This window comes from Fusobacterium perfoetens ATCC 29250, assembly GCF_000622245.1.
GTDB classification, from domain to species: Bacteria; Fusobacteriota; Fusobacteriia; order Fusobacteriales; family Fusobacteriaceae; genus Fusobacterium_B; species Fusobacterium_B perfoetens.
Window position 1 is genome coordinate 365,440 of sequence record NZ_KK211416.1, and the last position, 22,055, is coordinate 387,494.

The 22,055-nt window shown below is 24.3% G+C and carries 23 protein-coding genes; 21 read left to right on the forward strand and 2 right to left on the reverse strand.

Going from position 1 to position 22,055, the window contains the following annotated elements; genetic code table 11:
• Positions 1 to 136: 136 nt before the first annotated feature.
• The 7 genes from T364_RS0108665 (at position 137) to T364_RS0108695 (ending at position 8,530) form a co-directional block, all read left to right on the forward strand.
• Complete coding sequence (locus tag T364_RS0108665; protein WP_027129237.1) at positions 137 to 1,204, forward strand: AbrB family protein; 1,068 nt, start codon at positions 137 to 139, stop codon at positions 1,202 to 1,204.
• A gap of 190 nt (positions 1,205 to 1,394) precedes the next feature.
• Positions 1,395 to 1,646, forward strand: coding sequence for an acyl carrier protein (locus T364_RS0108670; RefSeq protein WP_027129238.1), 252 nt, complete (start codon positions 1,395 to 1,397; stop codon positions 1,644 to 1,646).
• Positions 1,646 to 2,353: a tRNA threonylcarbamoyladenosine dehydratase gene (locus tag T364_RS0108675; RefSeq protein WP_027129239.1), complete on the forward strand. Its 708-nt coding sequence runs from the start codon at positions 1,646 to 1,648 to the stop codon at positions 2,351 to 2,353. The genes T364_RS0108670 and T364_RS0108675 overlap by 1 nt, the downstream gene beginning before the upstream one ends.
• A gap of 21 nt (positions 2,354 to 2,374) precedes the next feature.
• Positions 2,375 to 2,878: a flavodoxin gene (locus tag T364_RS0108680; protein ID WP_027129240.1), complete on the forward strand. Its 504-nt coding sequence runs from the start codon at positions 2,375 to 2,377 to the stop codon at positions 2,876 to 2,878.
• Between the two features lie 186 nt (positions 2,879 to 3,064).
• The gene (ligA, locus tag T364_RS0108685; RefSeq protein ID WP_035945602.1) at positions 3,065 to 5,071 is read left to right on the forward strand and encodes an NAD-dependent DNA ligase LigA; all 2,007 of its coding nucleotides are present in this window, start codon (positions 3,065 to 3,067) and stop codon (positions 5,069 to 5,071) included.
• Positions 5,072 to 5,148: 77 nt separating this feature from the next.
• Positions 5,149 to 7,791 carry a preprotein translocase subunit SecA gene (gene secA, locus T364_RS0108690; RefSeq protein WP_027129242.1) on the forward strand — a complete coding sequence of 881 codons (2,643 nt, stop codon included), beginning with the start codon at positions 5,149 to 5,151 and terminating at the stop codon, positions 7,789 to 7,791.
• A 22-nt stretch (positions 7,792 to 7,813) separates the two neighbouring features.
• Positions 7,814 to 8,530 carry a hypothetical protein gene (locus tag T364_RS0108695; protein WP_027129243.1) on the forward strand — a complete coding sequence of 239 codons (717 nt, stop codon included), beginning with the start codon at positions 7,814 to 7,816 and terminating at the stop codon, positions 8,528 to 8,530.
• Positions 8,531 to 8,589: 59 nt separating this feature from the next.
• Here the strand turns inward: T364_RS0108695 and T364_RS0108700 are convergent, their stop codons facing one another.
• Positions 8,590 to 8,964, reverse strand: coding sequence for a hypothetical protein (locus T364_RS0108700; RefSeq protein WP_027129244.1), 375 nt, complete (start codon positions 8,962 to 8,964; stop codon positions 8,590 to 8,592).
• 20 nt (positions 8,965 to 8,984) lie between these two features.
• A complete protein-coding gene (locus tag T364_RS0108705) occupies positions 8,985 to 9,485 on the reverse strand; it encodes a hypothetical protein (RefSeq protein ID WP_027129245.1) in 501 nt (166 codons plus the stop codon).
• A 303-nt stretch (positions 9,486 to 9,788) separates the two neighbouring features.
• On the opposite strand from T364_RS0108705, the gene T364_RS0108710 reads away from it, so the two are divergent.
• The 14 genes from T364_RS0108710 to T364_RS0108775 all read left to right on the forward strand — a co-directional run bounded on the left by T364_RS0108710 (position 9,789) and on the right by T364_RS0108775 (position 22,038).
• Complete coding sequence (locus T364_RS0108710; RefSeq protein ID WP_027129246.1) at positions 9,789 to 10,925, forward strand: helix-turn-helix domain-containing protein; 1,137 nt, start codon at positions 9,789 to 9,791, stop codon at positions 10,923 to 10,925.
• Positions 10,925 to 12,091: a hypothetical protein gene (locus T364_RS0108715; protein WP_027129247.1), complete on the forward strand. Its 1,167-nt coding sequence runs from the start codon at positions 10,925 to 10,927 to the stop codon at positions 12,089 to 12,091. Before T364_RS0108710 ends, T364_RS0108715 begins: the two co-directional genes overlap by 1 nt.
• A gap of 309 nt (positions 12,092 to 12,400) precedes the next feature.
• Entirely contained in the window at positions 12,401 to 13,141 is a 741-nt protein-coding gene (locus T364_RS0108720; protein WP_027129248.1) for a fimbrial biogenesis chaperone, read from the forward strand.
• 35 nt (positions 13,142 to 13,176) lie between these two features.
• Positions 13,177 to 13,779 (forward strand): hypothetical protein, encoded by a 603-nt coding sequence (locus T364_RS0108725; protein ID WP_027129249.1) that lies wholly within the window; start codon positions 13,177 to 13,179, stop codon positions 13,777 to 13,779.
• A 45-nt stretch (positions 13,780 to 13,824) separates the two neighbouring features.
• On the forward strand, positions 13,825 to 14,415 hold the full coding sequence (locus T364_RS0108730) for a hypothetical protein (protein ID WP_027129250.1): 591 nt from the start codon (positions 13,825 to 13,827) through the stop codon (positions 14,413 to 14,415).
• Positions 14,416 to 14,454: 39 nt separating this feature from the next.
• On the forward strand, positions 14,455 to 15,015 hold the full coding sequence (locus T364_RS0108735) for a hypothetical protein (protein WP_027129251.1): 561 nt from the start codon (positions 14,455 to 14,457) through the stop codon (positions 15,013 to 15,015).
• 21 nt (positions 15,016 to 15,036) lie between these two features.
• Positions 15,037 to 15,732 (forward strand): hypothetical protein, encoded by a 696-nt coding sequence (locus T364_RS0108740; protein WP_027129252.1) that lies wholly within the window; start codon positions 15,037 to 15,039, stop codon positions 15,730 to 15,732.
• Positions 15,733 to 15,835: 103 nt separating this feature from the next.
• A complete protein-coding gene (locus T364_RS0108745) occupies positions 15,836 to 18,541 on the forward strand; it encodes a hypothetical protein (protein ID WP_027129253.1) in 2,706 nt (901 codons plus the stop codon).
• A gap of 2 nt (positions 18,542 to 18,543) precedes the next feature.
• Entirely contained in the window at positions 18,544 to 19,128 is a 585-nt protein-coding gene (locus tag T364_RS0108750; RefSeq protein ID WP_027129254.1) for a hypothetical protein, read from the forward strand.
• A gap of 50 nt (positions 19,129 to 19,178) precedes the next feature.
• On the forward strand, positions 19,179 to 19,706 hold the full coding sequence (locus T364_RS0108755) for a DUF2790 domain-containing protein (RefSeq protein ID WP_027129255.1): 528 nt from the start codon (positions 19,179 to 19,181) through the stop codon (positions 19,704 to 19,706).
• Between the two features lie 15 nt (positions 19,707 to 19,721).
• The gene (locus T364_RS0108760; protein ID WP_027129256.1) at positions 19,722 to 20,021 is read left to right on the forward strand and encodes a LysM peptidoglycan-binding domain-containing protein; all 300 of its coding nucleotides are present in this window, start codon (positions 19,722 to 19,724) and stop codon (positions 20,019 to 20,021) included.
• Positions 19,996 to 20,442 (forward strand): hypothetical protein, encoded by a 447-nt coding sequence (locus T364_RS0108765; RefSeq protein WP_027129257.1) that lies wholly within the window; start codon positions 19,996 to 19,998, stop codon positions 20,440 to 20,442. Before T364_RS0108760 ends, T364_RS0108765 begins: the two co-directional genes overlap by 26 nt.
• Positions 20,432 to 21,658, forward strand: coding sequence for a WG repeat-containing protein (locus T364_RS0108770; RefSeq protein ID WP_027129258.1), 1,227 nt, complete (start codon positions 20,432 to 20,434; stop codon positions 21,656 to 21,658). The genes T364_RS0108765 and T364_RS0108770 overlap by 11 nt, the downstream gene beginning before the upstream one ends.
• Entirely contained in the window at positions 21,655 to 22,038 is a 384-nt protein-coding gene (locus T364_RS0108775) for an Ig-like domain-containing protein (RefSeq protein ID WP_027129259.1), read from the forward strand. Before T364_RS0108770 ends, T364_RS0108775 begins: the two co-directional genes overlap by 4 nt.
• The last annotated feature ends 17 nt before the right edge of the window (positions 22,039 to 22,055 follow it).

Genomic DNA, 22,055 nt, shown 5'->3' on the forward strand with positions numbered 1-22,055 from the left:
TGATTCTTGTGGACATTATTCAAGACCAGATGTTTTACAATTAAAAATTGATGATAAATAAGAAAAGTTATTCTTTTTAAGCTTTCAATATGGTATAATGTATACATAAATAATTAAATTATTGGAGGTGCTTATTGTGTATTTTGTACTCACATTATTAGTTGGTTTAATTGGAGCTAAAATAGCTTTAAAAAATAAAATTCCTGCTGGTGCTATGATAGGTTCTCTTTTCGCTGTAGCTATTTTTAATGTCCTAACTAATAAAGCAGACCTCCCTCAATCATATAAAATAATAACTCAAATTTCCACAGGAACTTTTATTGGAGCTAAAATAACAGCTCAAGATGTAAAAGGATTGAAGAAAATTTTTATTCCAAGTTTAATAATGGTTATTTTAATGGCATTTTTTAATTTTGGAATGGGATATTTTATATATAAAACAACAAATATAGATATTGTAACAGCTCTTTTTGCTACTTCTCCTGGAGGAATAGCTGATATGACAATAATTGCCTATGATTTTGGTGCTGAATCCTCTAAAGTTGCTTTACTTCAAATGATTCGTCTAATATCTGTAGTTGGAATAATCCCAACACTTATAAAAATTTTATCAAAAAAATTTAAAAGAAGAGCTAATATAAAGCAAGATGAAAAACCTTTAGAAAAAAATTCAGTAAATAATAAAAAAGTTTCTTCTAAAAAAGAAAATTTACAAAAAATTCTTTTAACTTTAGGGATAGGTACTCTTGGGGGAATATTGGGTTATATTTTAAAAATTCCATCTGGAGCAATGACTTTATCTATGGTTGTAATTGCTATTTATAATATAATTTCTGATAAAGCCTATATGCCTATAAAATTAAGACAGCTTATACAAGTTTTAGCTGGAGCTTTAATAGGAGCTAAAATGACCATGAAAGATTTGATAAGTTTAAAAGAAATATTTATTCCTGTATTTATAGTTATAATAGGATTTTGTATTATGAATTTAGTTTTAGGAATTTTAATTTATAAAATTACTGATTTTGATGTAGAAACTTCTCTTTTTGCTGCTTCTCCTGGTGGAATGTCTGATATGTCTATAATTGCCAGTGAAATGGGAGCAGATACACCAAAAGTTGCTACAATGCAATTTTTTAGACTTGTTACTGTTGTGGCTGTATATCCAATATTAATAAGTTTTATAAAAAATTTATTTGTATAACCCAAAAAAGAAATTGTTAAAAAGTTTTAGTTAATTACTTAAAATTTTAATAACAATTTCTTTTTTTATATTTACTTTATAATTTTATTTTCTATATATAAAATTTCTTAAGAATTATCTTTGAAAATATTATTAAATATTATATAATATATCTGTTGATGATAATTTAAAAATTAGGAAGTGAAATAATATGGATAAAGAGCAAATCTGTATAATAAAAAAAATTATAGCTGAACAATTAGATATAGATGAAATTGAAATAAAAAATACTTCTAATTTATTTGATGAATTAGGTGCTGATTCCTTTGATATAGCTAATATTATAAGTGAAATTGAAATAAAATTTGAAATATCTATTCCATATACAGAGGCTAAACATATTAGAAAAATGGATGAACTTTTAAATCACATCAATGATAAATTAGAAAAATTGGAGAAATAATGATATTTAAAAGAGAAGAATTACTTATAGGAAAAGAAAATTTAGATAAACTAAAAAATTCTCATGTAATAGTTTTTGGACTTGGAGGAGTTGGTGGTTTTGTAATCGAAGGTTTAGTAAGAGGTGGAATAGGAGAACTTACAATAGTTGACTATGATACTGTAGATATTACAAATATAAATAGACAAATAATAGCTACTACACAAACTATTGGAAAATTAAAAACATATCTTATATCCGAAAGAGCAAAAGCAATTAATCCTGATATTAAAATAAATTCTATCAGTGAAAAATATTTAAAAGAAAATAAAGATATGTTCTTTCAAAATAAAAAATATGATTATATTGTAGATGCTATTGATATGGTATCTTCAAAACTGAGTATAATTGAAGAAGCTAATAAATTAAATATCCCTATTATTTCTTCTATGGGAACAGGTAATAAATTAGACCCTTTAAAATTAGAAATTGCAGATATTAATAAAACTTCTGTTTGTCCTCTAGCAAGAGTAATTAGAAAAGAAGTTAAAAATAGAGGTATAAAAAGACTTAAAGTTCTTTATTCTAAAGAAGAACCTAAAAAACCTTTAAATGAAGATAATAGTAGAGAAAAGTCTGTCAATGTTGGAAGTATATCTTTTGTACCTTCTGTAGCTGGGCTTATAATTGCTGGTGAAGTGATAAAAGATATTTGTAATATAAAATAAAAATGAAAGGAAATTAAATATATGGAAAAAATAGGAATTTTTTATGGAACAACTTCTGGTAAAACAGAAGCAATAGCTGATGAAATAGATTTTAACTTAAGAAAACATGACCATGAAGTTTTTAATGTAGCTGATGGTATTGATGAGATTGAAAATTTTAAAAATCTTATCTTAATTACACCTACTTATGGAGTTGGAGAATTACAAAAAGATTGGGAAGACCACTCTTCTCAATTAAAAAATATGGATTTCTCTGGTAAAAAAGTAGCTCTTGTTGGACTTGGAAATCAATTTACTTTTGGAGAATCTTTTGTTGAAGGAATGAGAAAACTTTATGATATTGTTATAGAAAATCATGGAGAAGTTATTGGATTTACTTCTAATGAAGGATACAAATATCAAGAAAGTGAAGCTGTAATAGGAAATAAATTTGTTGGACTTGCTTTAGATGAAACTAATCAAGATAACGAAACTCCTGAAAGAGTAAGTGTTTGGATTAAAGAAATTTTAAAAGAATTTTATTAGAATTTAATTTAAAAGGATTGTTGCATTTTATTAAACTGTTAAAAACAAATAAAATTTTCATAATTAAAAATACTTTTGTGAAAACATATTTTATTTTTATAACAAAGAATTTGCAACAGTCCCTTTTTTTATTTTAATATTTTATGATATAATAAATATATTATTTTTAAATTTAGGGAAGGAACTATGAAAAAAGAAAAAAGAATAGAAGAATTAAAAGAATTGATAAAGAAATATAGCGATTATTACTATAATCAAAATGAAAGCCTTATTTCTGATGTAGAATTTGACAAACTTTTAAAAGAATTGGAGGAACTTGAAGGAAAAAATCCTCAATTTAAAATGTTTGACTCTCCTACTGTAAATGTTGGAGCAAGTGTTAAAAATACAAAATTTACTAAGGTTACTCATAAAGAAAAAATGTTGAGTTTATCAAATAGTTATAATATTGGAGAAATAGAAGATTTTATAAATAGAGTGGATAAACTTTTAGAAAACAATAAAAAACCTACTTATGTTTTAGAAGTAAAACTAGATGGTTTATCAATTAGTATCACTTATAAGAATGGAAAACTTGTACAAGGAGTTACAAGAGGAGATGGAATTATAGGAGAAGATGTTACAGAAAATATAATGGAAATTTCTAGTATTCCTAAAACTTTAAAAGAAAAAATTGATATTGAAGTAAGAGGAGAGATAGTTTTACCTATAAGTGAGTTTATAAAAATAAATGAGAAAAAACTTGCTCAAGGGGAAGAGATATTTGCAAATCCTAGAAATGCTGCAAGTGGAACTCTTCGTCAATTAGATTCAAAAATTGTAAAAGAGAGAGGTTTAGACTGTTATTTTTACTTTGTAGTTAATGGAGAACAATATGGTATTAAAACTCATAGAGAAGCTTTTGATTTTCTTGAAAAATTAGGATTAAAAACTACAAAAATTGCTGAAGTATTATCTAGTGTAAAAGAGATTGATGAAAGAATAGAATACTGGAAAGATGCTAGAGAAAAATTAGATTATGAAACTGATGGAATGGTTTTAAAGGTTAATGAGATTGAATATTGGGATATATTAGGAAATACAACTAAAAGTCCTAGATGGGCAATAGCTTATAAATTCCCAGCAAAACAAGTATCTACTAAACTTTTAGACATAACATGGCAAGTTGGAAGAACAGGAAAAATAACTCCAGTTGCTGAATTAGAAGAGGTAGAAGTTTCAGGAAGCCGTGTAAAAAGGGCTAGTTTACATAATTTTGATGAAATAGAGAGAAAAGATATAAGAATTGGAGATAAAGTTTTTATAGAAAAAGCTGCTGAAATAATACCACAAGTTGTAAAATCTATAAAAGAATTAAGAGATGGTAGTGAAAAAATAATTTCAGCTCCAACTAATTGTCCAGTATGTGGTTCTTTACTAGAAAAAGAAGAGGGGTTAGTGGATTTAAAATGTTCTAATCATAGTTGTCCTGCTAAAGTTCAAGGAAAATTTGAATATTTTGTTTCAAGAGATGGAATGAATATAGTTGGGCTTGGTCAAAAAATAGTTGAAAGATTTATTGACTTAGGATACTTAAATGATATAACAGATATTTATAAACTTTATACTCATAAAGAAGAAATGGAAAAACTTGAAAAAATGGGTAAAAAAAGTGTAGAAAATCTTTTAAATTCTATTGAAGAAAGTAAAACTAGAGATTATTCAAAAGTTTTATATTCATTAGGAATTCCAGAAGTTGGAAAATTTATGGGAAATCTTTTAGCTAAAGAAAGTAAAAATATAGATAATCTTATGAAAATGACTAAAGAGGAGCTTTTAAACATAAATGGAGTAGGTGATAAAGTTGCTGATTCAATTATTAATTTCTTTAAAAATGAAAAAAATATAGAGATAATTAATAAATTAAGAGAATATGGATTAAACTTTTCTTTAGGAAATCAGTCTAAGGTAGAGAAGAATGTTTTTGAGGGAAAAACATTTTTAGTTACAGGAAAACTTGTAAAATTTACCAGAAATGGAATAAAAGAGGAAATTGAAAAATTTGGTGGAAAAAACTTATCTGCTGTAAGTAAAAATCTTGATTATTTAATAGTTGGAGAAAATGCTGGTAGTAAATTAGCTAAAGCTACTGAATTAGGAACTGTTAAAATTATAACTGAAGAAGAGTTTTTTGAGATTGTAAACAATAAATAATTAAGTGCTATTTGACTATTGTTTAATAGTATGATATATTAAAGTGTATAAAAAATGAAGATATGGAGAGGAATAAGATGATAAGTAGTTTACTAAAAATGATTTTTGGTACTAAAAATGACAGAGAAGTAAAGAGAATACAAAAAAAAGTAAAAGAAATCAATGCTTTAGAACCAGAAATTTCAAAGTTATCAGATGAAGAATTAAAAGCTAAAACAGTTGAATTTAAAGAAAGATTATCTAAAGGAGAAACTTTAGATGATATATTAGTAGAAGCTTTTGCTGTAGTTAGAGAAGCATCTATAAGAGTTTTAGGAATGAGACATTATGATGTACAATTAATTGGAGGAATTGTACTTCATGAAGGAAAAATTACAGAGATGAAAACAGGGGAAGGAAAAACATTAGTTGCTACTGCTCCTGTATACTTAAATGCTCTTACAGGAAAGGGAGTTCATATTATTACTGTAAACGACTACCTTGCAAAAAGAGATAAAGAACAAATGGGTAGAGTTTATGAATTTTTAGGACTTACTACTGGAGTTATATTAAATGGTATGTTAAATGATGAAAGAAAAGAAGCATACTTATGTGATATTACTTATGGTACTAACTCTGAATTTGGTTTTGACTATTTAAGAGATAATATGGTCAAAAAATTAGAAGACAAGGTACAAAGACCTTTAAATTATTGTATAGTTGACGAAGTTGACTCAATTTTAATTGACGAAGCTAGAACTCCATTAATTATATCTGGAGCAGCTGAAAATACTGCAAAACTTTATAAAACTTTCTATACTGTAGCTACTTATTTAGAGAGAAGTAGAGAAACAGAAAAAATTACAGATATTAAAAAGAAAAAAGAAATGAATATTCCTGATGAAGTATGGAAAGATTATGAAGTAGATGAAAAAGCTAAAAATATTGTTCTTACAGAAAAAGGTGTTAAAAAAGTTGAAAAAATGCTTAATATAGAAAACTTATATGCACCAGAAACAATAGAATTAACTCACTATTTAATGCAATGTTTAAAAGCAAAAGAATTATTTGAAAGAGATAAAGATTATTTAATAAGAGAAAATGAAGTTATAATCATAGATGAGTTCACAGGAAGAGCTTTAGAGGGAAGAAGATATTCTGATGGATTACACCAAGCTATTGAAGCTAAAGAAGGAGTTAAAATAGCTGGAGAAAACCAAACTTTAGCATCTATTACTTTACAAAACTACTTTAGAATGTATGAAAAATTATCTGGTATGACAGGTACAGCTGAAACTGAAGCTCCTGAATTTGTATTTATTTATGGATTAGAAGTTGTAGTTATTCCTACAAATAAACCTGTTATTAGAAAAGATAACGGAGATATAATTTACAAGACTCATGAAGAAAAAATAGAAGCTATTATTGAAAAAATAAAAGAACTTTATGCAAAAGGACAACCTGTATTAGTTGGTACTATAACTATTCAAGGTTCTGAATTATTATCAAATGAATTAAAAAAATTAAATATTCCTCATAATGTATTAAATGCTAAATTCCATGAAAAAGAAGCTGAAATAGTTGCTCAAGCTGGTAGATATAAAGCTGTTACTATAGCTACAAATATGGCTGGTAGAGGAACTGACATAATGCTTGGAGGAAATCCAGAATTTATGGCTAAAAAAGAAGCTAATTCTCCAGAGGAATATAATCAATTATTAGAAAAATATAAAGTACAATGTGAAGAAGAAAAAGCAAAAGTAAGAGAATTAGGTGGATTATTTATCCTTGGAACTGAAAGACATGAGTCTAGAAGAATTGATAATCAATTAAGAGGACGTTCAGGAAGACAAGGAGACCCTGGTGAATCTCAATTCTATTTATCATTAGAAGATGATTTAATGAAATTATTTGGTTCTGACAGAGTTAAATCTGTTATGGAGAGATTAGGAATTCCTAAAGGAGAACCTATAACTCATAGAATGATAACAAAAGCTATTGAAAATGCTCAAAAGAAAGTTGAATCTAGAAACTTTGGAATCAGAAAATCTCTGCTTGAATTTGATGATGTTATGAACAAACAAAGAGAAGCAATATATGCTAGTAGAAATGAAGCTCTTTCTAAAGATGATTTAAAAGAAACTATAATTTCAATGTTAAGCGGAACTATTCATTCAGCTGTTATAGAAAGATTTGTTGGTGAATTTAAAGAAGAATGGGATGTAAAAGGTCTTTCTGAATTTTTAGAAGAAAAATATGATTATGTAATTGAAGATTTAGAAGATTATAAATCTTATGGAATAGAAGAATATGCTGAAAAATTATCTAATATTATTGCTGAAAAATATAAAGCTAAAGAAGAAGAAATTGGTTCAGATTTAATGAGACAAATTGAAAAATATGTTTTATTAGAAGTTGTTGATAACAGATGGAGAGAACATTTAAAAGCATTAGATGGATTAAGAGAAGGTATCTACTTAAGGTCTTATGGACAAAGAGACCCTATTGTAGAATATAAACTACTTTCTGGAGAATTATATGGAAAAATGTTAGAAACAATAAAAACTGAAACAACTTCATATATGTTTAAAGTAATGGTAAGAACTCCAGAAGAAGCTGAAATAGAGGAAGCTAATATAATTGAAGAAAAAGATGAGGTAAATGTTGGTGGTCCTGATAATCCAGATGCTCCTTGTTCTTGTGGTAGTGGAAAACCTTATAAAAAATGTTGTGGTAGATAGATAAAAAGGTATGGTGATAGTTATGAAAAAAACATTAATAATTCTATCTCTTTTAGCTCTTGGAGCTTGTAGTTCTCTAAAAAAAGAGCCTAAAGTAGTTACTAATGAAGAGATAAAAAATTGGGATAAAACTATTTCTAAAGTTGTTGTAGATAGTGCTTTTATTCCAGATGAATATGGAAATGAAGACCCTATTTATTATTTAAGAAAAACAGGAAAAATGTCTGAAAAAGATTTCCAATTTTTAAATACTTTAAAAACTAAAAATGAATTTGATGAAGAAGAAATTGATAAGTTTACAAAATTATTAGATAAATATCCTTCAAAAATTGATAGAAAATTTGTTTTAGAAGACTCAAATATAAAAAATCCAAAAGCTCTAGTTAATAAAATGGTTAATGAATCTCGTTTGAGAATGGCAAATCCTTCAAACCATATATTTTCTAAAGTAGCTACTGAAGAAGAATGGGAGCAAATTGTAGCTTTTTCTAAAAAAAATGATTTAAATGAAAAAGATGTAAAAAAATTAAGAAAAATATTAAATAATTTTATAAAAAGAAGAGAATTCTTTGATGAAAAAAGTTGGTATGGAGCAGAAATTTCTAGTAGATTAGAATATATTGTAGAAAAATCTAAATCAGAAACTTTAACAAAAAAAGAACTTAATAATATCAATGCTAAAGCTTTATACATAGCTTATCCTGATTATTTATCCCCATTAGATAGATGGAAAGATTAATAAAAAATAGGCATCTTGTAAATCAAGATGCCTATTTTTACATTAAAGGGGAAATTTATCTAAAATACTCTTGAATCTAATAATTTTTTTTCATCACTCAATTTATTCTCAAAAATTAAATTAACTTCAACATTATCATTAACTTCTAAATAATTTCTTATTTCATTAGCCATTTGGTTTACTATTTTATTATAATCATTTTTATCAAATTTATCCCAATTTCCATTTCCTACATAAGATTCAATTTCAATATTTAAATAAAACCTTTCTCCTACTCTACCTACATCTATTCCATCAATTACAAGTTTATTATTTTTACTATCAATAATTTCTTGATATTTTAACTCTAATTTATCTTCTATATAGTCATACATATCATCTGAAAAGCTCATCATTGATATAGCTAAAAATATTCCTAATAATAATTTTTTCATAAAAATACCTCCTAGTTTATCTAATTAATAAAAGATTTATAATATTTTTTAAATAGTTTATCTATCTTTCTTTCCTCTATATAATTCAAATAAATATTACTTTTTAAAAATTCTAAAAGATTTTTTCCTTGTATTTTATTTGTAAATGTAAATAAAGATAAATAAGACCTATTCCAATAAAGAAAAATATATTTTATTTTAGTTTTATTTTCATCAAAAGTTTCCTTAGAAATAGACATTCCAAATGTATCTTCAATATCTTGATAAATAATTTCAAAATTAGGGTCTTTTCTTTCATCAGCTCTTTTCTTTATATTTGCCAATGCAGATTCAAAAGATTCTTTTGCCTCATTAAAACTAGTAAAACGATTATGTCCATAAGTAGATTTATCACTACCATCATAACTTAAAAAAATGTTATTGAGAACCAATATTTTATTTCCAGTATTACTTTTTGTAGTTTCAGAATAAGAAAAATTCATAATCAACATAAATAATATTATTATAGCCTTTTTAATCATTTTTCCTCCAATCTTATCAATTATAGTAATATAAAAATTCTTAATAGATTATACCCTCTATTTTATTAGATAGCAATAGAAAAAGTTATAAGTCTAATTTTTATAATTTTTTAAAAAAAATTATTATTAATAAAAAATTAACTTTAAATTCTTTTAATAAAAACATATATCAAAATTGTACATTTCAGCCTATCTTTTTTTTTTTGTTGACATATTTAAAAAAAAAAATTATATAATTTGTCTATAAAAAACTATATTACAAACATAACTTGCTCTAAAAATAAATATATTTTGGGAAGGTGTATGATGAGTGAGGAATTACTAAATGATTTATTATCAGAAAAAGAATTTTGTGCTTTGAAAATGTTTGATTTTTTAAACAGAGAAATAATAAATAAAAATTATACAATTCAAGAAAAAAATTTTTCTGATTTATTAAAATATTTGAGAAATAGAAAAATCGAATATTTAGATACTATTTGGAGTAAATCATCTATACAAAGAAATGTTTTTTTAACTATTGTAAATTTATGTGATTTTTGCTTTAAAATAAAAAACATAACATTTCCTTATATTGAAAAGTTTTTTCAAGATAAAGAAAAATTATTTTTTACTATACCAATTATAAAAAACTATTCTAAAGAACTATATAAAATTTATTTAATAAGTAGAAATAAACATAAAATTAAATTTTATAAAAGTGAAAATTTTGAATGTTATTCTGTTGACAAATATAATGATGTATCAAATCTTTATTTAGATTCTAATGATATCTTTTTACATATAATCTTAGATGGTGTAATCTGTGTCAATGGAAAATCTTTTTTAACAAAAGGAGACTTATATTATTCTGGAGAATTTCCTCTAAAAGAAAACTTTGTTCCTTTAAGTCCGGAATTCAAAAAGATTATTATTGTTATAAAAAAATCTTTTTTTGTAAAATCCAAGATAATAATTAAAAATGAGAATAAAAATAAGGTTTTTCTTCCTATAATAAATGAATTAGAAAATATATTTAATAGTCCTTTAGATGATAGTGTACTTTTAGAAACTATTACATATTTGATTGAATATTTTAATAATAAAAATATTATAAATTTTGAACCTCAATATATAGAAAAGAAAAAAATAATAGTTGATATTATCCAAAATAATATTTTATTACCTAGAAAAGTTATAGTTGATAAACTTCTAAATGAATTAGATGTATCTTTATCAAAATTATATAGTATATTTTACATTCTTTTTGGGATTCCTATAAATAAATATATAGATAAAATAAAATTAGATAAAGCTTGTACCCTTTTAATAACTACAGTTGACCCTATTAGTTACATAAGTTCTCAATTAGGTTTTAATGAAGAAGTTTTATTAGCAAAATTTTCAAAGTATATAGGCTGTACGCCATTAAAATTTAGAAAGGATTTTTGTGATAAATAATGATAAGCTTTTTAGAAACTGAATTAGAGAAAAAAGATAAAAATCTTTATCTAAGATTTAAAATAATAACAAAATTATTAAATTTATCTATTAAAGAAACCAAAGTAGAAATAACCAATAAATATCTAATGAAAATTTTAAATGTATATTTAACAGAAAATAAAAAAAATATTAATAGTGATAATATACTTGATACATTATTTATATTTTTTGAGGAAATTATTGATTCTTATCTTATTGGAAATTTTGATAAGTATAATTTTATTCTAAAAGATTTGAAAATAAATGAAAATATAAAAGAATTTTTAAAAGAGAAAAAAGAAGAAGTTTTACAAATTATAGAATATTATCTTGAAAACCCTTTTTCTCAAATAGAAGAAATTTTAGTCTCAAACAATTATTATGATATTATTAAAATAAAAGGAAATTTAGAAAAGAAAAAATTTAAAGCACGTTTAGAAGTCAATAGTATAATGATTAGATTTATGATAAAAGGAAAACTTTTTTATGAAGATGGCTTTATATTAACAGATAATTATTATATTATTACAGGAAAAGAGTCTTTAAAATCATTTTTACCATTAGAAGAAGAATTATATTTAGTAGTAATTATATTAAAAAAATCTCTTATAGAAATATTAAATATTAAAGAATCTTTTGAAAAAAATGCTATCAGAAGTTTAGCTTCTAAAAAATATATAGATAATTTACTAAATATTAATTTTCTAAAAGAAAGACCTTTCTATTTTATTGAAACTTTAATATATTTCTTAAAATCCAATAATCTATTAGAAAAAAATATAACTCCTTTATTAAAAAAAATTAGACATAATACAATTGATTTAGCAGATATTTTTTCAAAAATTACAAAAAATATTAAACTAAATTCTGAAAAAATAAAAGATATTTTAATAAAAGAAACTGAACTTTCAAATATGCAATTAGATAATTTTTTAGTAGAAAAAACCAATTTAACACTAAAAAAATTAATTATTAAGTTAAAAATAAAATATATTTTAGAAGAATATTGGAATAATAATGTACCTATAGAAGATTTGATAGAAAAATATAATATAGAAAATATGAAAATTTTTAGATACAATTTAAAAATTTTTTATAATTTATCTATTAAAGATTTAAAGAAAATTAAAAAGAAATCTAGTTAAACTAGGTTTCTTTTTTTTATCCCTTATTTTGAAAGCATATCACTTTTATACTCAAAACAGAAAAAAAGAAGAAAAATTTTTAAAAAATTTAAAAAATTTAAAAAAACTTTAATTGATAAACGAGAACAAAATAATTAATTTTTAATTTTGACTAAAAAAAATGTAAAAAAAAATAAAAAAACATGTGTTAAAAAAATATATTATAGTATAAAATAAGAAAGATGAGAGCAAAATATATTTTAATAATTGTTTTAATATAGTTTTTATTGTATTAATAAAGAAGTTTTTGGAGGTAAACGGAGGTAAAATATGAAAAAAATTTTCTTATTCTTAGCAATTTGTGTTAATGCTTTTGCTTTTAGACTAGAAAATATAACCTTTAATAAAAGTTTAAAAGATGGTTATAGGGAGTACACAGTTTATAATGATGGAACTCAGAGAACTAGATATAAATTAAAACTTGCTCCTGGAGAAGAAAAAGATATAACAAATTGTTTAGAAGTTTTTCCAAAAATAATAACAGTAGAACCAAAAGGTTCTCAAGTTTTTAAAATATTTGGAAAAGCTACTGAAAAATTAGAAAACAGAGAATATAAATTTTATTTAAATTTTGAACAAATAATAATACCAACTTTAGGAAAAGCAGATGGAAAAACTGTTTCAGGAACTTCTATAATGCCTTTAGCACCGAGTATCCAAATGAAAGGATATGGTGGAGAAATAGATTACTCTAAATCTTTATCATTTGAAAATATAAACTTTTCAAAAGATAAAAATGGTAATTTACAAGTAAAAGGTGATGTAGTAAATAATTCTCATGGAGCTGTTGAAGTAGGACTTAACTTTCATAATAATGATAAAACAGTGGGTTCTTCAAAAGGAATTGGGGAAATAGCTGCTCATTCAAGAAAAAAAGTAACTATACCTCTTGGCAGCTTTAAAGATAAAGATGAAATAAAACATTTAACTCTTTATAATGATAATTTTGATATTTTAAAAGAAATAGAACTTGATAATGGAGTTATAGTAAAAGATGCAAGTAAACAATAATGTTTATATAGAGAAATTTAAAAAGGAGGAAAATTATGAAAAAATTATTGTTAGGAGCTTTATTAATAGTTGGAGCAACTTCTTTTGGTGCTGTAAGTTCTGAATTAAAAGTTACAGATGATGTTTCAGACCCAAAAAAATATTCTGGAAGTGGTTCTTTAGGTTTAGTAAGTAGAGGAGAAGTAGTTGATGCTACTGGTAAAATTATGTTAATTATAACACCTACTGTTAGTGCTGGAGCTGATGGAACTTCATTGGCATTTGAACATGGGCAAATATTAGTGGGAGGTTCTAGTGAATTAACAGGAAAATTTGAAGCTAAAGTTGTTACTGGTGCTAATAATGAAATAATTCCTATTACAGATAAGGAATTAACTGTTAAATTATATGCTGAAGGAAATTCAACAGTAAGTGAAACAACACAAGGAAGTTATTCTGCTAATCCTATAAACTTAGTGGGACCTACAGGTTCAACATTGGCATATCAATTAACAAATGATAGTGGTTTACAAGGAAATATTTATAGAGGAACTATTCTTTCTAAAGTTGAAGCTAAAAATACAGCTGGAACATTCTTAGATAGAACTGGTAAAGTTGTAGTAGAAGTAACTAATTTAAGTGCAACACCACAATCATAAAAATTTTAAAATAAAATTAATTTTAGAAAACAAGGAGGAAAAATTATGAAAAAATTATTATTAGGAGCTTTATTAATAGTTGGAGCAACTTCTTTTGGTGCTGTAAGTTCTGAGTTAAAAACTACAGATACTGGACCTGATCCGAAAAAATATTCTGGAAGTGGTTCTTTAGGTTTAGTAAGTAGGGGAGAAGTGGTATCTGCTGCAAATAAAGTTATGTTAATTATAACACCTACTGTTAGTGCTGGAGCCGATGGAACTTCATTGGCATTTGAACATGGACAAATATTAGTTGGAGACTCTAGTGAATTAACAGGAAAATTTGAAGCAAAGGTTGTTACTGGTGCTAATAATGAAATACTTCCTATTACAAATGAATTAGCAGTTCAATTAATTGTTGGAACTGATAATGTAAAACAAGGAGAATATTCGAATACTGTAGAATTAATTAAAGGAACTTCAACTGATACAACATTAGCATATCAATTAACAAATGATAGTGGTTTACAAGGAAATATTTATAGAGGAACTATTCTTTCTAAAGTAATGGCTGGAGATAAAGCTGGTACATTTTTAGATAGAGGTTCTAAAATTGAAGTAACTGTAACTGATTTACCAGCAACAGCAAAACCATAAAAAATAAATTAAATTTTTTAAGAAAGGGGGAAGAGAAATTTGAAGAAATTATTACTAGGTGTCGCATTATTAGGAAGTTTTTCTTATAACACATTAGCACAAAAAGTTGGAAGTTTACATGTAGATGTAGTAGCAAATATGTTAGATTCTACTAGTAACTATGTGTTAATAATTGAACCTACTATTAGTGCTAGTAATGATGAAAGTTATTTATTATTTAACCATGGACAAGTATTAACTAATCAAACTGATATATTACTTGGAAAATTTAAAGCTATGGTAATAGAAAGAGATACAGGAAATATAGTTCCTTTAAAAGAAGCAAATGATGAAAATGCTGAAGGAATGTATGTAGCTTTAGAAGTGGATAATAAACAGTTTGGAAAAGGAGAAGAAACTTTAGGACATGAGGTAATAAAAGATTCAAGTGGTGCATTGACCCCTTCTAATTTATATTATTCATTAACAAGAAATAGTGGAATTTATAGTGATATTTATAATGGTGAAGTCCTTTCTAAATTAATTACAGGTACAGCTACTGGAAGTTTTATCTACAAACGGGGAAATATAGTTGTAAAAGTAAATAATATAACACCTTAATTGATAAAAAGGAGGAATATTTTGAAAAAATTATTATTAGGAGTAGCATCATTATTAATAGGAGCTACTACCTATTGTGGAGTAGCTGTAGACTTAAAAGAAGAGTCCACAGGAACATTTGGTGGAACAGCTAGTTTAGGAATTGTAAGTAGAGGAGAAATAGTTGATGCTACTGGAAGATTTTTATTAATAGTCGAGCCAACTGTAAATGCTGGAGCTGATGGAACATCATTAGCATTTGACCATGGACAAATTTTAATAGGAAGAGCTAGTGAACTAATAGGTAAATTTGAAGCTATGGTTGTTACTGGAGGAGCTAATATTGATGAAAATTATTCAATTGTTCCTATGACAGGAGATGAAATAACAGCACAATTATATCATGGAAATTCTTCTATTCCAGAAGAACCAGGAATATATTCAGAACCAAAAGAATTACATATAATGAATGCTCCTGAAGGAATTATTCCTGGAACAAAAGAAAATTCTACTTTAGCATATCAAATAACAAAAGATAGTGGAATGCAAGGGGATATTTATAGAGGAATTATCTTATCAAAAATTATTGCTGGAGATATTCCTGGAACATTTTTAGATAGAAGTGCAAAACTATTAGTAAAAGTAGATAATGTAGATATAAAACATATGCATGGTGATGTTATATCGAATAATGACAAAGGTTATGGAGATATTATAGCTAACTCAAATAATAAATAACCTCAAAAATATACTCAAGAGTATAACTCTTGAGTATATATATAAGTTTATTAAAAGATTAATAAATTTATATATGTATAAAAAAGGAGGGGGGAAAATTGTTATGGTTTATAAAAAATCAAGAATAACTTGGTTAATACTCTCATTTATTTTAAATAGTATAATAAGTATGGCTGAACCAGAATTCACAGAAGAAGAATTACTACTACTAAAAGAAAATAAAGCCATAACACAAGAAGAATTTTTAATTTTACTTAGAGAATTAACTGATGGAACTGCCAATGAAAAAAACTTTTATAACTTAAAAATTAACAATAAACTTTTAAATAGAAACTATGAAGTTTTAAATGAAAATGGAAAACAATATTTACAACTTCAAGGATTTTTTTCTTCAATAGGATTTACTAACTATTATCCTCATAAAGAAAGTACTGAAATATTTTTAGGAACAGAATTAGAAGAAATTATCCTAGAACATAAAAAAAATAAAGTTATAAGAGCTGGAAAGGAAATAAAATTTCAAGGAGATTATCCTAAATTTATAATAAGAAATGGATTTGTATATGTTGAAAAAGAGGTTTTTGAAAAAATATTTTTAAATGAATTAAGAATAGATAATCAAAATCTAGACATACATATGGGATTAAATTTCACTCCTCCAGTAGCAATAGATAGATTAATAGATATTGCTAAAGAAAAATTAGATAGAGAGTCTAATAAAAAAGAATTGGTTTTTGGAGGAAAAAGAACTTGGTTTGATTTAGGTTATGTAAATATAGATGCAGGATATAATTTTTCTAAATCTTCTGAAAGTTCAAAATATGATAGAAAATGGGATAGTTCTATTAGTTATCAAGGTGGATTATTATTTGGGGAATTACGTTTTGATTATGACTTAAAAGAAAATGAAGCTAGAAACTTTAATTTACAATATGACCAAATTATAGAAAATCATACTTTGGATATTAGTAGAGATAAATTAGGTTCTGATGGTTTATGGGGATTAAGATTATATAAAGATAGAGGATATACAAATCAAGGTGGACAAATAACAATCTCTGAAACTGTTCCAATAGGTTCTAGAGCTCAATTATTATATATGGGTGTTCCTATAGAAATAGAAGATGAAGAAAATGGTAGAGTTACATTTAATAGTAAAGAAATAAAATCTAATAGAGATTATCAATTAAAAATTTATTATCCTGATGGAAAAATTGTACTAAAAGATATTAGAACTACTGATGATTATAACAAACAAGAATTAGGAGAATTTGAATACGATATTAATATAAACGAGAGAAAAGAAATCTTTTTAAATGGAAATAATAAAGATGAACTGTATAAAGGGTTTGATACTCAAACAAATTTCTACTATGGACTTACTGATAAATTGACATTAGGTTTTGGATTTTCAAATGAAATGGAACAAAATGTTCAAAGAGAAAAAGAATATTTAAAAACTTTAAGAGGAAATATTATCTATAGTGATACTTTAAATGGATATTCTTATACATTTAGATTAGATGGTGAAAGAGCATTTAGTAATTTTTATGATACAGCTGGAAAAAATTATTCAGATATGAATAGTTTTGGATATTTAACAGAAATTACTAAAAATAAATGGAGAGTAACTTTAGAAGAAAGTAGATACGCTGAATATTATGAAGAAAAAAAGAAAAATTCTTTAAATATAACTTATGATATATTGCCTAATATAAGTTTAGATTATAAATATGATAAAACTAATTATTATGATGGTAAAAGAGAAATTGAAGAAAGCTTAGGTTTTGATGTAGACTATGCAATTAAAGGTGTCTTATTAGGAGCTTCAGCAGACTTTGATTTAAGAGATAGCAAAAACAATGAATATAGTTTTAATGCATATTTTGGTGGTATAAAAAATTGGAATATGAGACTAGAAAATACTTGGACAAATAATGGAGATGACTACGAAGTAGCTTTAAATCTTTATAATAATAATTTTAAAGGATTTATAGATTTCTCTACAGAATTTAGATATTCTAATACTGATAAAGAAAGTTTTGGAATACAATTTAGTATGATAATAGATGATTTAATAACAATAGATGCTTCTGGAGATAAAGATGGACAAAGAGATTTAAGACTTGGAATTGATAAGACAATCGATTTAAAAAATCCATTCATAAATATAGATAGTACAGATGTATCAAGAGCAAATATTATAACATTTGTTGACCAAAATAATAATGATATTTATGATGAAGGAGAACCTCTAATCGAAGGTGTAGAAGTATCAATAGGACTTAAAAAAGTTATAACTAATAAAGATGGTAGAGCTAAAATTTATGGTCTTTCAAATGGAATCGAATATGATTTGAATCCAAAAATTAAGAAACCATCTTATACTTTAGGTAATAATAAAATTAAAATTTTAAGTAATTTTTCATCAGAAGTAGATGTACATATTCCTATAAAACCAATGATGAATCTAAATGGATATATTCAATTAGATAAAAATCTTGGATTAAAACCAGAAGCTAGAGAAGAATTTTATTCTAATATAATTATTCAAATATTAGATGAAGAAGGTAAAGAGATAGATATAGCTTCTCCTGATAATATAGGATTCTTTGATATAAGTGGATTATATCCAGAAACATATTTATTAAAAGTATTCTACATTGGTAACGATTATAAAATATTAAACTTAAATGAAAAACTACAATTAAAATATGATAAAAATTATGGATTTGATTTCCAACTATTATTTAATGTATCTAACAAAGGTATAGAACTTGTAGAAAAAGGAAAAGGAGCTGGTTTATAATTATGAAAAAAATGTTTATAATTTTTCTATTACTAATTAACAATCTCTTATTTTCTCAAGATATATCTATTGGAAGTAATACTAATTCCAATACTAATTCAGATAATATTGGCAATTTATTTCCTTATCCCCCTGATTTTGAATTTCCTAAGGGAGAAATTCCCTTAGTTCCTATAATGCCTGAAATACCTACAACAGGAAGAGATAAGGATAAAGAAGGAAATATAAGATTATTAGAAAAGACCTATACAGTAATGTTAGAAGCAAAAGTAAATGTTTTTGTTCCATTAGAAGTAATAACGGATATAAATATAGAAGGAACTGTTGTTGGAGACCAAATATTAGATATTCCTTTTGAAATTGAACTTAATAGAAAACCTGAAAAAGAAAATTATTATAGATTAAAATATAGTGAAAATATAATAGATATAGATAATGATGGAAATCCTGATACTTATATTTTTTCACCTAAATATATAAATGAAAAATTGTCTAAAGATAATTTCGTCAGAGTCTACGGTTCTAATATAAGTAAAGAAGGAACATATAAAAAGGATATTTATATAACAGTAGAAGTAGGAAATTAACTTTTAGGAAGGGTCACCCCTTCCTATTAGTATATATGGAGGATAAAAGTATGAAAAAAATATTAATATTTATAATTTCTTTATGTTTAAGTAGTTTAGCATTAGCTGAAATAAAAGTAAAAATACATGAGCCTATCAGATTTAAAAATGTTAATACTAAATCTTATGGAGATTTAGTTGTAGGAGAAGGAGCTTTAGAGATATTTTCTACAAACATAAAAGAAGATTTTGGTAAAAAACTAAAATTTAGATTTACAGAAAAAGGAATTATGACTAATAGAAAAAAATGGATAGTTGTAGATAAATTTACAATGGCTAAAGAAGACCAAGATTTTGTTTTAGAAACTGAAAAAAGAATTGTTAAATTTTATGCTTTCATAAAAAAAAGAAACTTAAATAAACATGAATTAGATGGAAGTTTAGTAGAAGGTGAATATTTAGGATATGCCCCAATAGTTATAGAGCAATATGGAAAACCTATAAATCGACCTATGCCATTACCAAGTGATAAACCTACAATATTACCAAATTTACCTGATGAAAATAAACCTACAATATTACCAGAAACAGAGAATTAAAAAGGGGTTGATATAGTGAAAAAAATATTTCTATTAATATTTTTAACAGCAAATACTTTAACATTTTCAACAAAATATCTAGTTCCTAGTTTAAAAAAAGATAATAAACAATTAGTAATTCATTTAAAAGCTAGAGAAATAGATTATAAAATAAAAAAAGGTGATACTTTAGACTCTATAGCTAAAAAATATCAAATGACAGTGGAAGAATTAAAAAGAAGAAATAACCTAAACTCAGATAAAGATTTAATAATAGGAAAAATTATAAGTGTAGATAGTGTTGATAAAAATGCAGACAATAAAAAAGATATATAAAAAAATTATATTATTTTTTATAATCAATACAATATCTTTTTCCTATATAAATCTTTATCCACTAGAATTTAATAAAAATATAACAAAAGGAGCTTTTCAAGAATTTGTTTTATACAATAGAAGTACGAAACCTGTAAGATATAGAATATATATAGAAGAAGTTCCCAATAGAAATTCAATGAAAGATTGGATTGAAGTTTATCCAAAAAGTATAACTCTAAATTCATTAGAAGAGGATAGTATAAGAGTTTATGTACAATCTCCTGAAGGTACAAAAGAAGGAATTTATGAAGCTAATTTAGTTATAAAAGAAATTTCTTTACCTCAACCAAAACTAACTGAAGAAGAGAAAAATAAAAAACATAATATATTAACAATGGTTAAATTAAGATTGAAAGGAAGCGTAAAATATGAGAACTAAAAATATTTTAAAAGTAATCATGATATTTATGTTTATAATTACTGGAGGTTGTATATCTAGTTATAATAATAGTAAAGAATTAAAAATAACAAGTAAAAATTTAGAAAACATTATTTTTTTTGATGTAGTAGATTTAAAAGAAAAAAAATTTATCTATACTAATCAAAATAAAACATTTTTAAATGAAAAAAATGAAGAAAAAGAATTAGATAAATATATTATAAAAACTATTCAAAAAGATAAAAGATATTATATATATTTTGATGATAAAATAAGTAAATTTGGAGTTTTATCAGATAATTATAATGTACTAATCTCCCCTCAATATGATTATATAGAAAATTTAGAAGATACAGTTTTTTTTAAAGTTATTAAAAATAAAAATCTATATTTATTAAACTTTAAAAGCAAGGAACTTATTAAAATAGATAATTTTAAAATGGATAACAATAAAAATATACTAATAACACAAGATAAAAAAACTTCCTTAATAGATAAAAATGGAAAATTATTAATAGGAGAAAACTATGATTATATATTATATACAAAGGAAGATAAAGCAGTTGTTAGTTTAAATAAAAAATATGGAATAGTTGATTATCAAAATAATATAGTAATCCCTTTTAAATATGATGAAGTATATTTTAGTGGAAAAAATATTATAGCTAAAAAAGATAATAAGTATTACTTTAATGAAAAAGAGCTTCAAATAAATAAAATATATCCAAGTACAAATGATGTTTTGGTTTACGACTTAAATGAAGGGTTTGGACTAATTGATATAAAAAATAATAAAATTTCTAAAAAAATGTATAGAGAAATAGCACCAAAGTTTAATGAATATATATTAGTTAGTAATGAAGATAAATATACAATAATAAATAAATATGAAACTAAAAAATTAAATAAAGATTATGATTATATAATAAATTTAGGTAAAGATAGTTTTATTGGAGGAAATGATGATGGTAAAACTATGAGTTTAATAGTTAAAGATAAAATAATAAGTGAAGGAAATTATGATGAAATAAAAGAAGTTACAACTGGATTATATGAACTCATTCAAGGAAAACAAATTATTTTCTTAGATGAAAATGGAAATAAACTTTTAGAAACTTCAATGGATACACTTATATATTTTGATGATAAAATTGCTATTACTTCAATAAATGGCGAAAAACAAATCCATATATTTAAAAAGGTTGTGATAGAATGATAAAAAAAATAATTTTCTTTTTTTTAATCTCATTAAATATATTTGCTTTTAAAATAGATTCTCTTAATTTTGACCAAGAAATAAAAATAGGAGAAAAAGCAAGTAAAGAGTTCTTTTTAGAAAACAATAAAGATAATATAGTAAGATATAAAATTTCGATTGAAGGAAATAAAAAAAATATAAAAGTTTTACCTAATAATCTTATAATATCCAAGGGAAAAAGTAAAAGTTTTACAATTACAATAGATGGAAAAGGAAAATTAGGAGAACACACTTATTTTTTAATTATTGAAGAAGAGGTTGTTAATCTAGAAAAAAAAGAATCAACAGCTAAAATTAAACTGAAATATAGAATAGAGCAAAAATATTATATTAAATAAAATATTTTTGAAAATGG

Excerpts from the sequence above, each read along its gene's own strand:
- T364_RS0108670 (WP_027129238.1), top strand. The coding sequence starts at position 1,395 with ATGGATAAAGAGCAAATCTGTATAATAAAAAAAATTATAGCTGAACAA.
- T364_RS0108675 (WP_027129239.1), top strand. The coding sequence starts at position 1,646 with ATGATATTTAAAAGAGAAGAATTACTTATAGGAAAAGAAAATTTAGAT.
- T364_RS0108680 (WP_027129240.1), top strand. The coding sequence starts at position 2,375 with ATGGAAAAAATAGGAATTTTTTATGGAACAACTTCTGGTAAAACAGAA.
- ligA (WP_035945602.1), top strand. The coding sequence starts at position 3,065 with ATGAAAAAAGAAAAAAGAATAGAAGAATTAAAAGAATTGATAAAGAAA.
- secA (WP_027129242.1), top strand. The coding sequence starts at position 5,149 with ATGATAAGTAGTTTACTAAAAATGATTTTTGGTACTAAAAATGACAGA.
- T364_RS0108695 (WP_027129243.1), top strand. The coding sequence starts at position 7,814 with ATGAAAAAAACATTAATAATTCTATCTCTTTTAGCTCTTGGAGCTTGT.
- T364_RS0108700 (WP_027129244.1), bottom strand. The coding sequence starts at position 8,964 with ATGAAAAAATTATTATTAGGAATATTTTTAGCTATATCAATGATGAGC.
- T364_RS0108705 (WP_027129245.1), bottom strand. The coding sequence starts at position 9,485 with ATGATTAAAAAGGCTATAATAATATTATTTATGTTGATTATGAATTTT.
- T364_RS0108710 (WP_027129246.1), top strand. The coding sequence starts at position 9,789 with ATGATGAGTGAGGAATTACTAAATGATTTATTATCAGAAAAAGAATTT.
- T364_RS0108715 (WP_027129247.1), top strand. The coding sequence starts at position 10,925 with ATGATAAGCTTTTTAGAAACTGAATTAGAGAAAAAAGATAAAAATCTT.
- T364_RS0108720 (WP_027129248.1), top strand. The coding sequence starts at position 12,401 with ATGAAAAAAATTTTCTTATTCTTAGCAATTTGTGTTAATGCTTTTGCT.
- T364_RS0108725 (WP_027129249.1), top strand. The coding sequence starts at position 13,177 with ATGAAAAAATTATTGTTAGGAGCTTTATTAATAGTTGGAGCAACTTCT.
- T364_RS0108730 (WP_027129250.1), top strand. The coding sequence starts at position 13,825 with ATGAAAAAATTATTATTAGGAGCTTTATTAATAGTTGGAGCAACTTCT.
- T364_RS0108745 (WP_027129253.1), top strand. The coding sequence starts at position 15,836 with ATGGTTTATAAAAAATCAAGAATAACTTGGTTAATACTCTCATTTATT.
- T364_RS0108750 (WP_027129254.1), top strand. The coding sequence starts at position 18,544 with ATGAAAAAAATGTTTATAATTTTTCTATTACTAATTAACAATCTCTTA.
- T364_RS0108755 (WP_027129255.1), top strand. The coding sequence starts at position 19,179 with ATGAAAAAAATATTAATATTTATAATTTCTTTATGTTTAAGTAGTTTA.
- T364_RS0108765 (WP_027129257.1), top strand. The coding sequence starts at position 19,996 with ATGCAGACAATAAAAAAGATATATAAAAAAATTATATTATTTTTTATA.
- T364_RS0108770 (WP_027129258.1), top strand. The coding sequence starts at position 20,432 with ATGAGAACTAAAAATATTTTAAAAGTAATCATGATATTTATGTTTATA.
- T364_RS0108775 (WP_027129259.1), top strand. The coding sequence starts at position 21,655 with ATGATAAAAAAAATAATTTTCTTTTTTTTAATCTCATTAAATATATTT.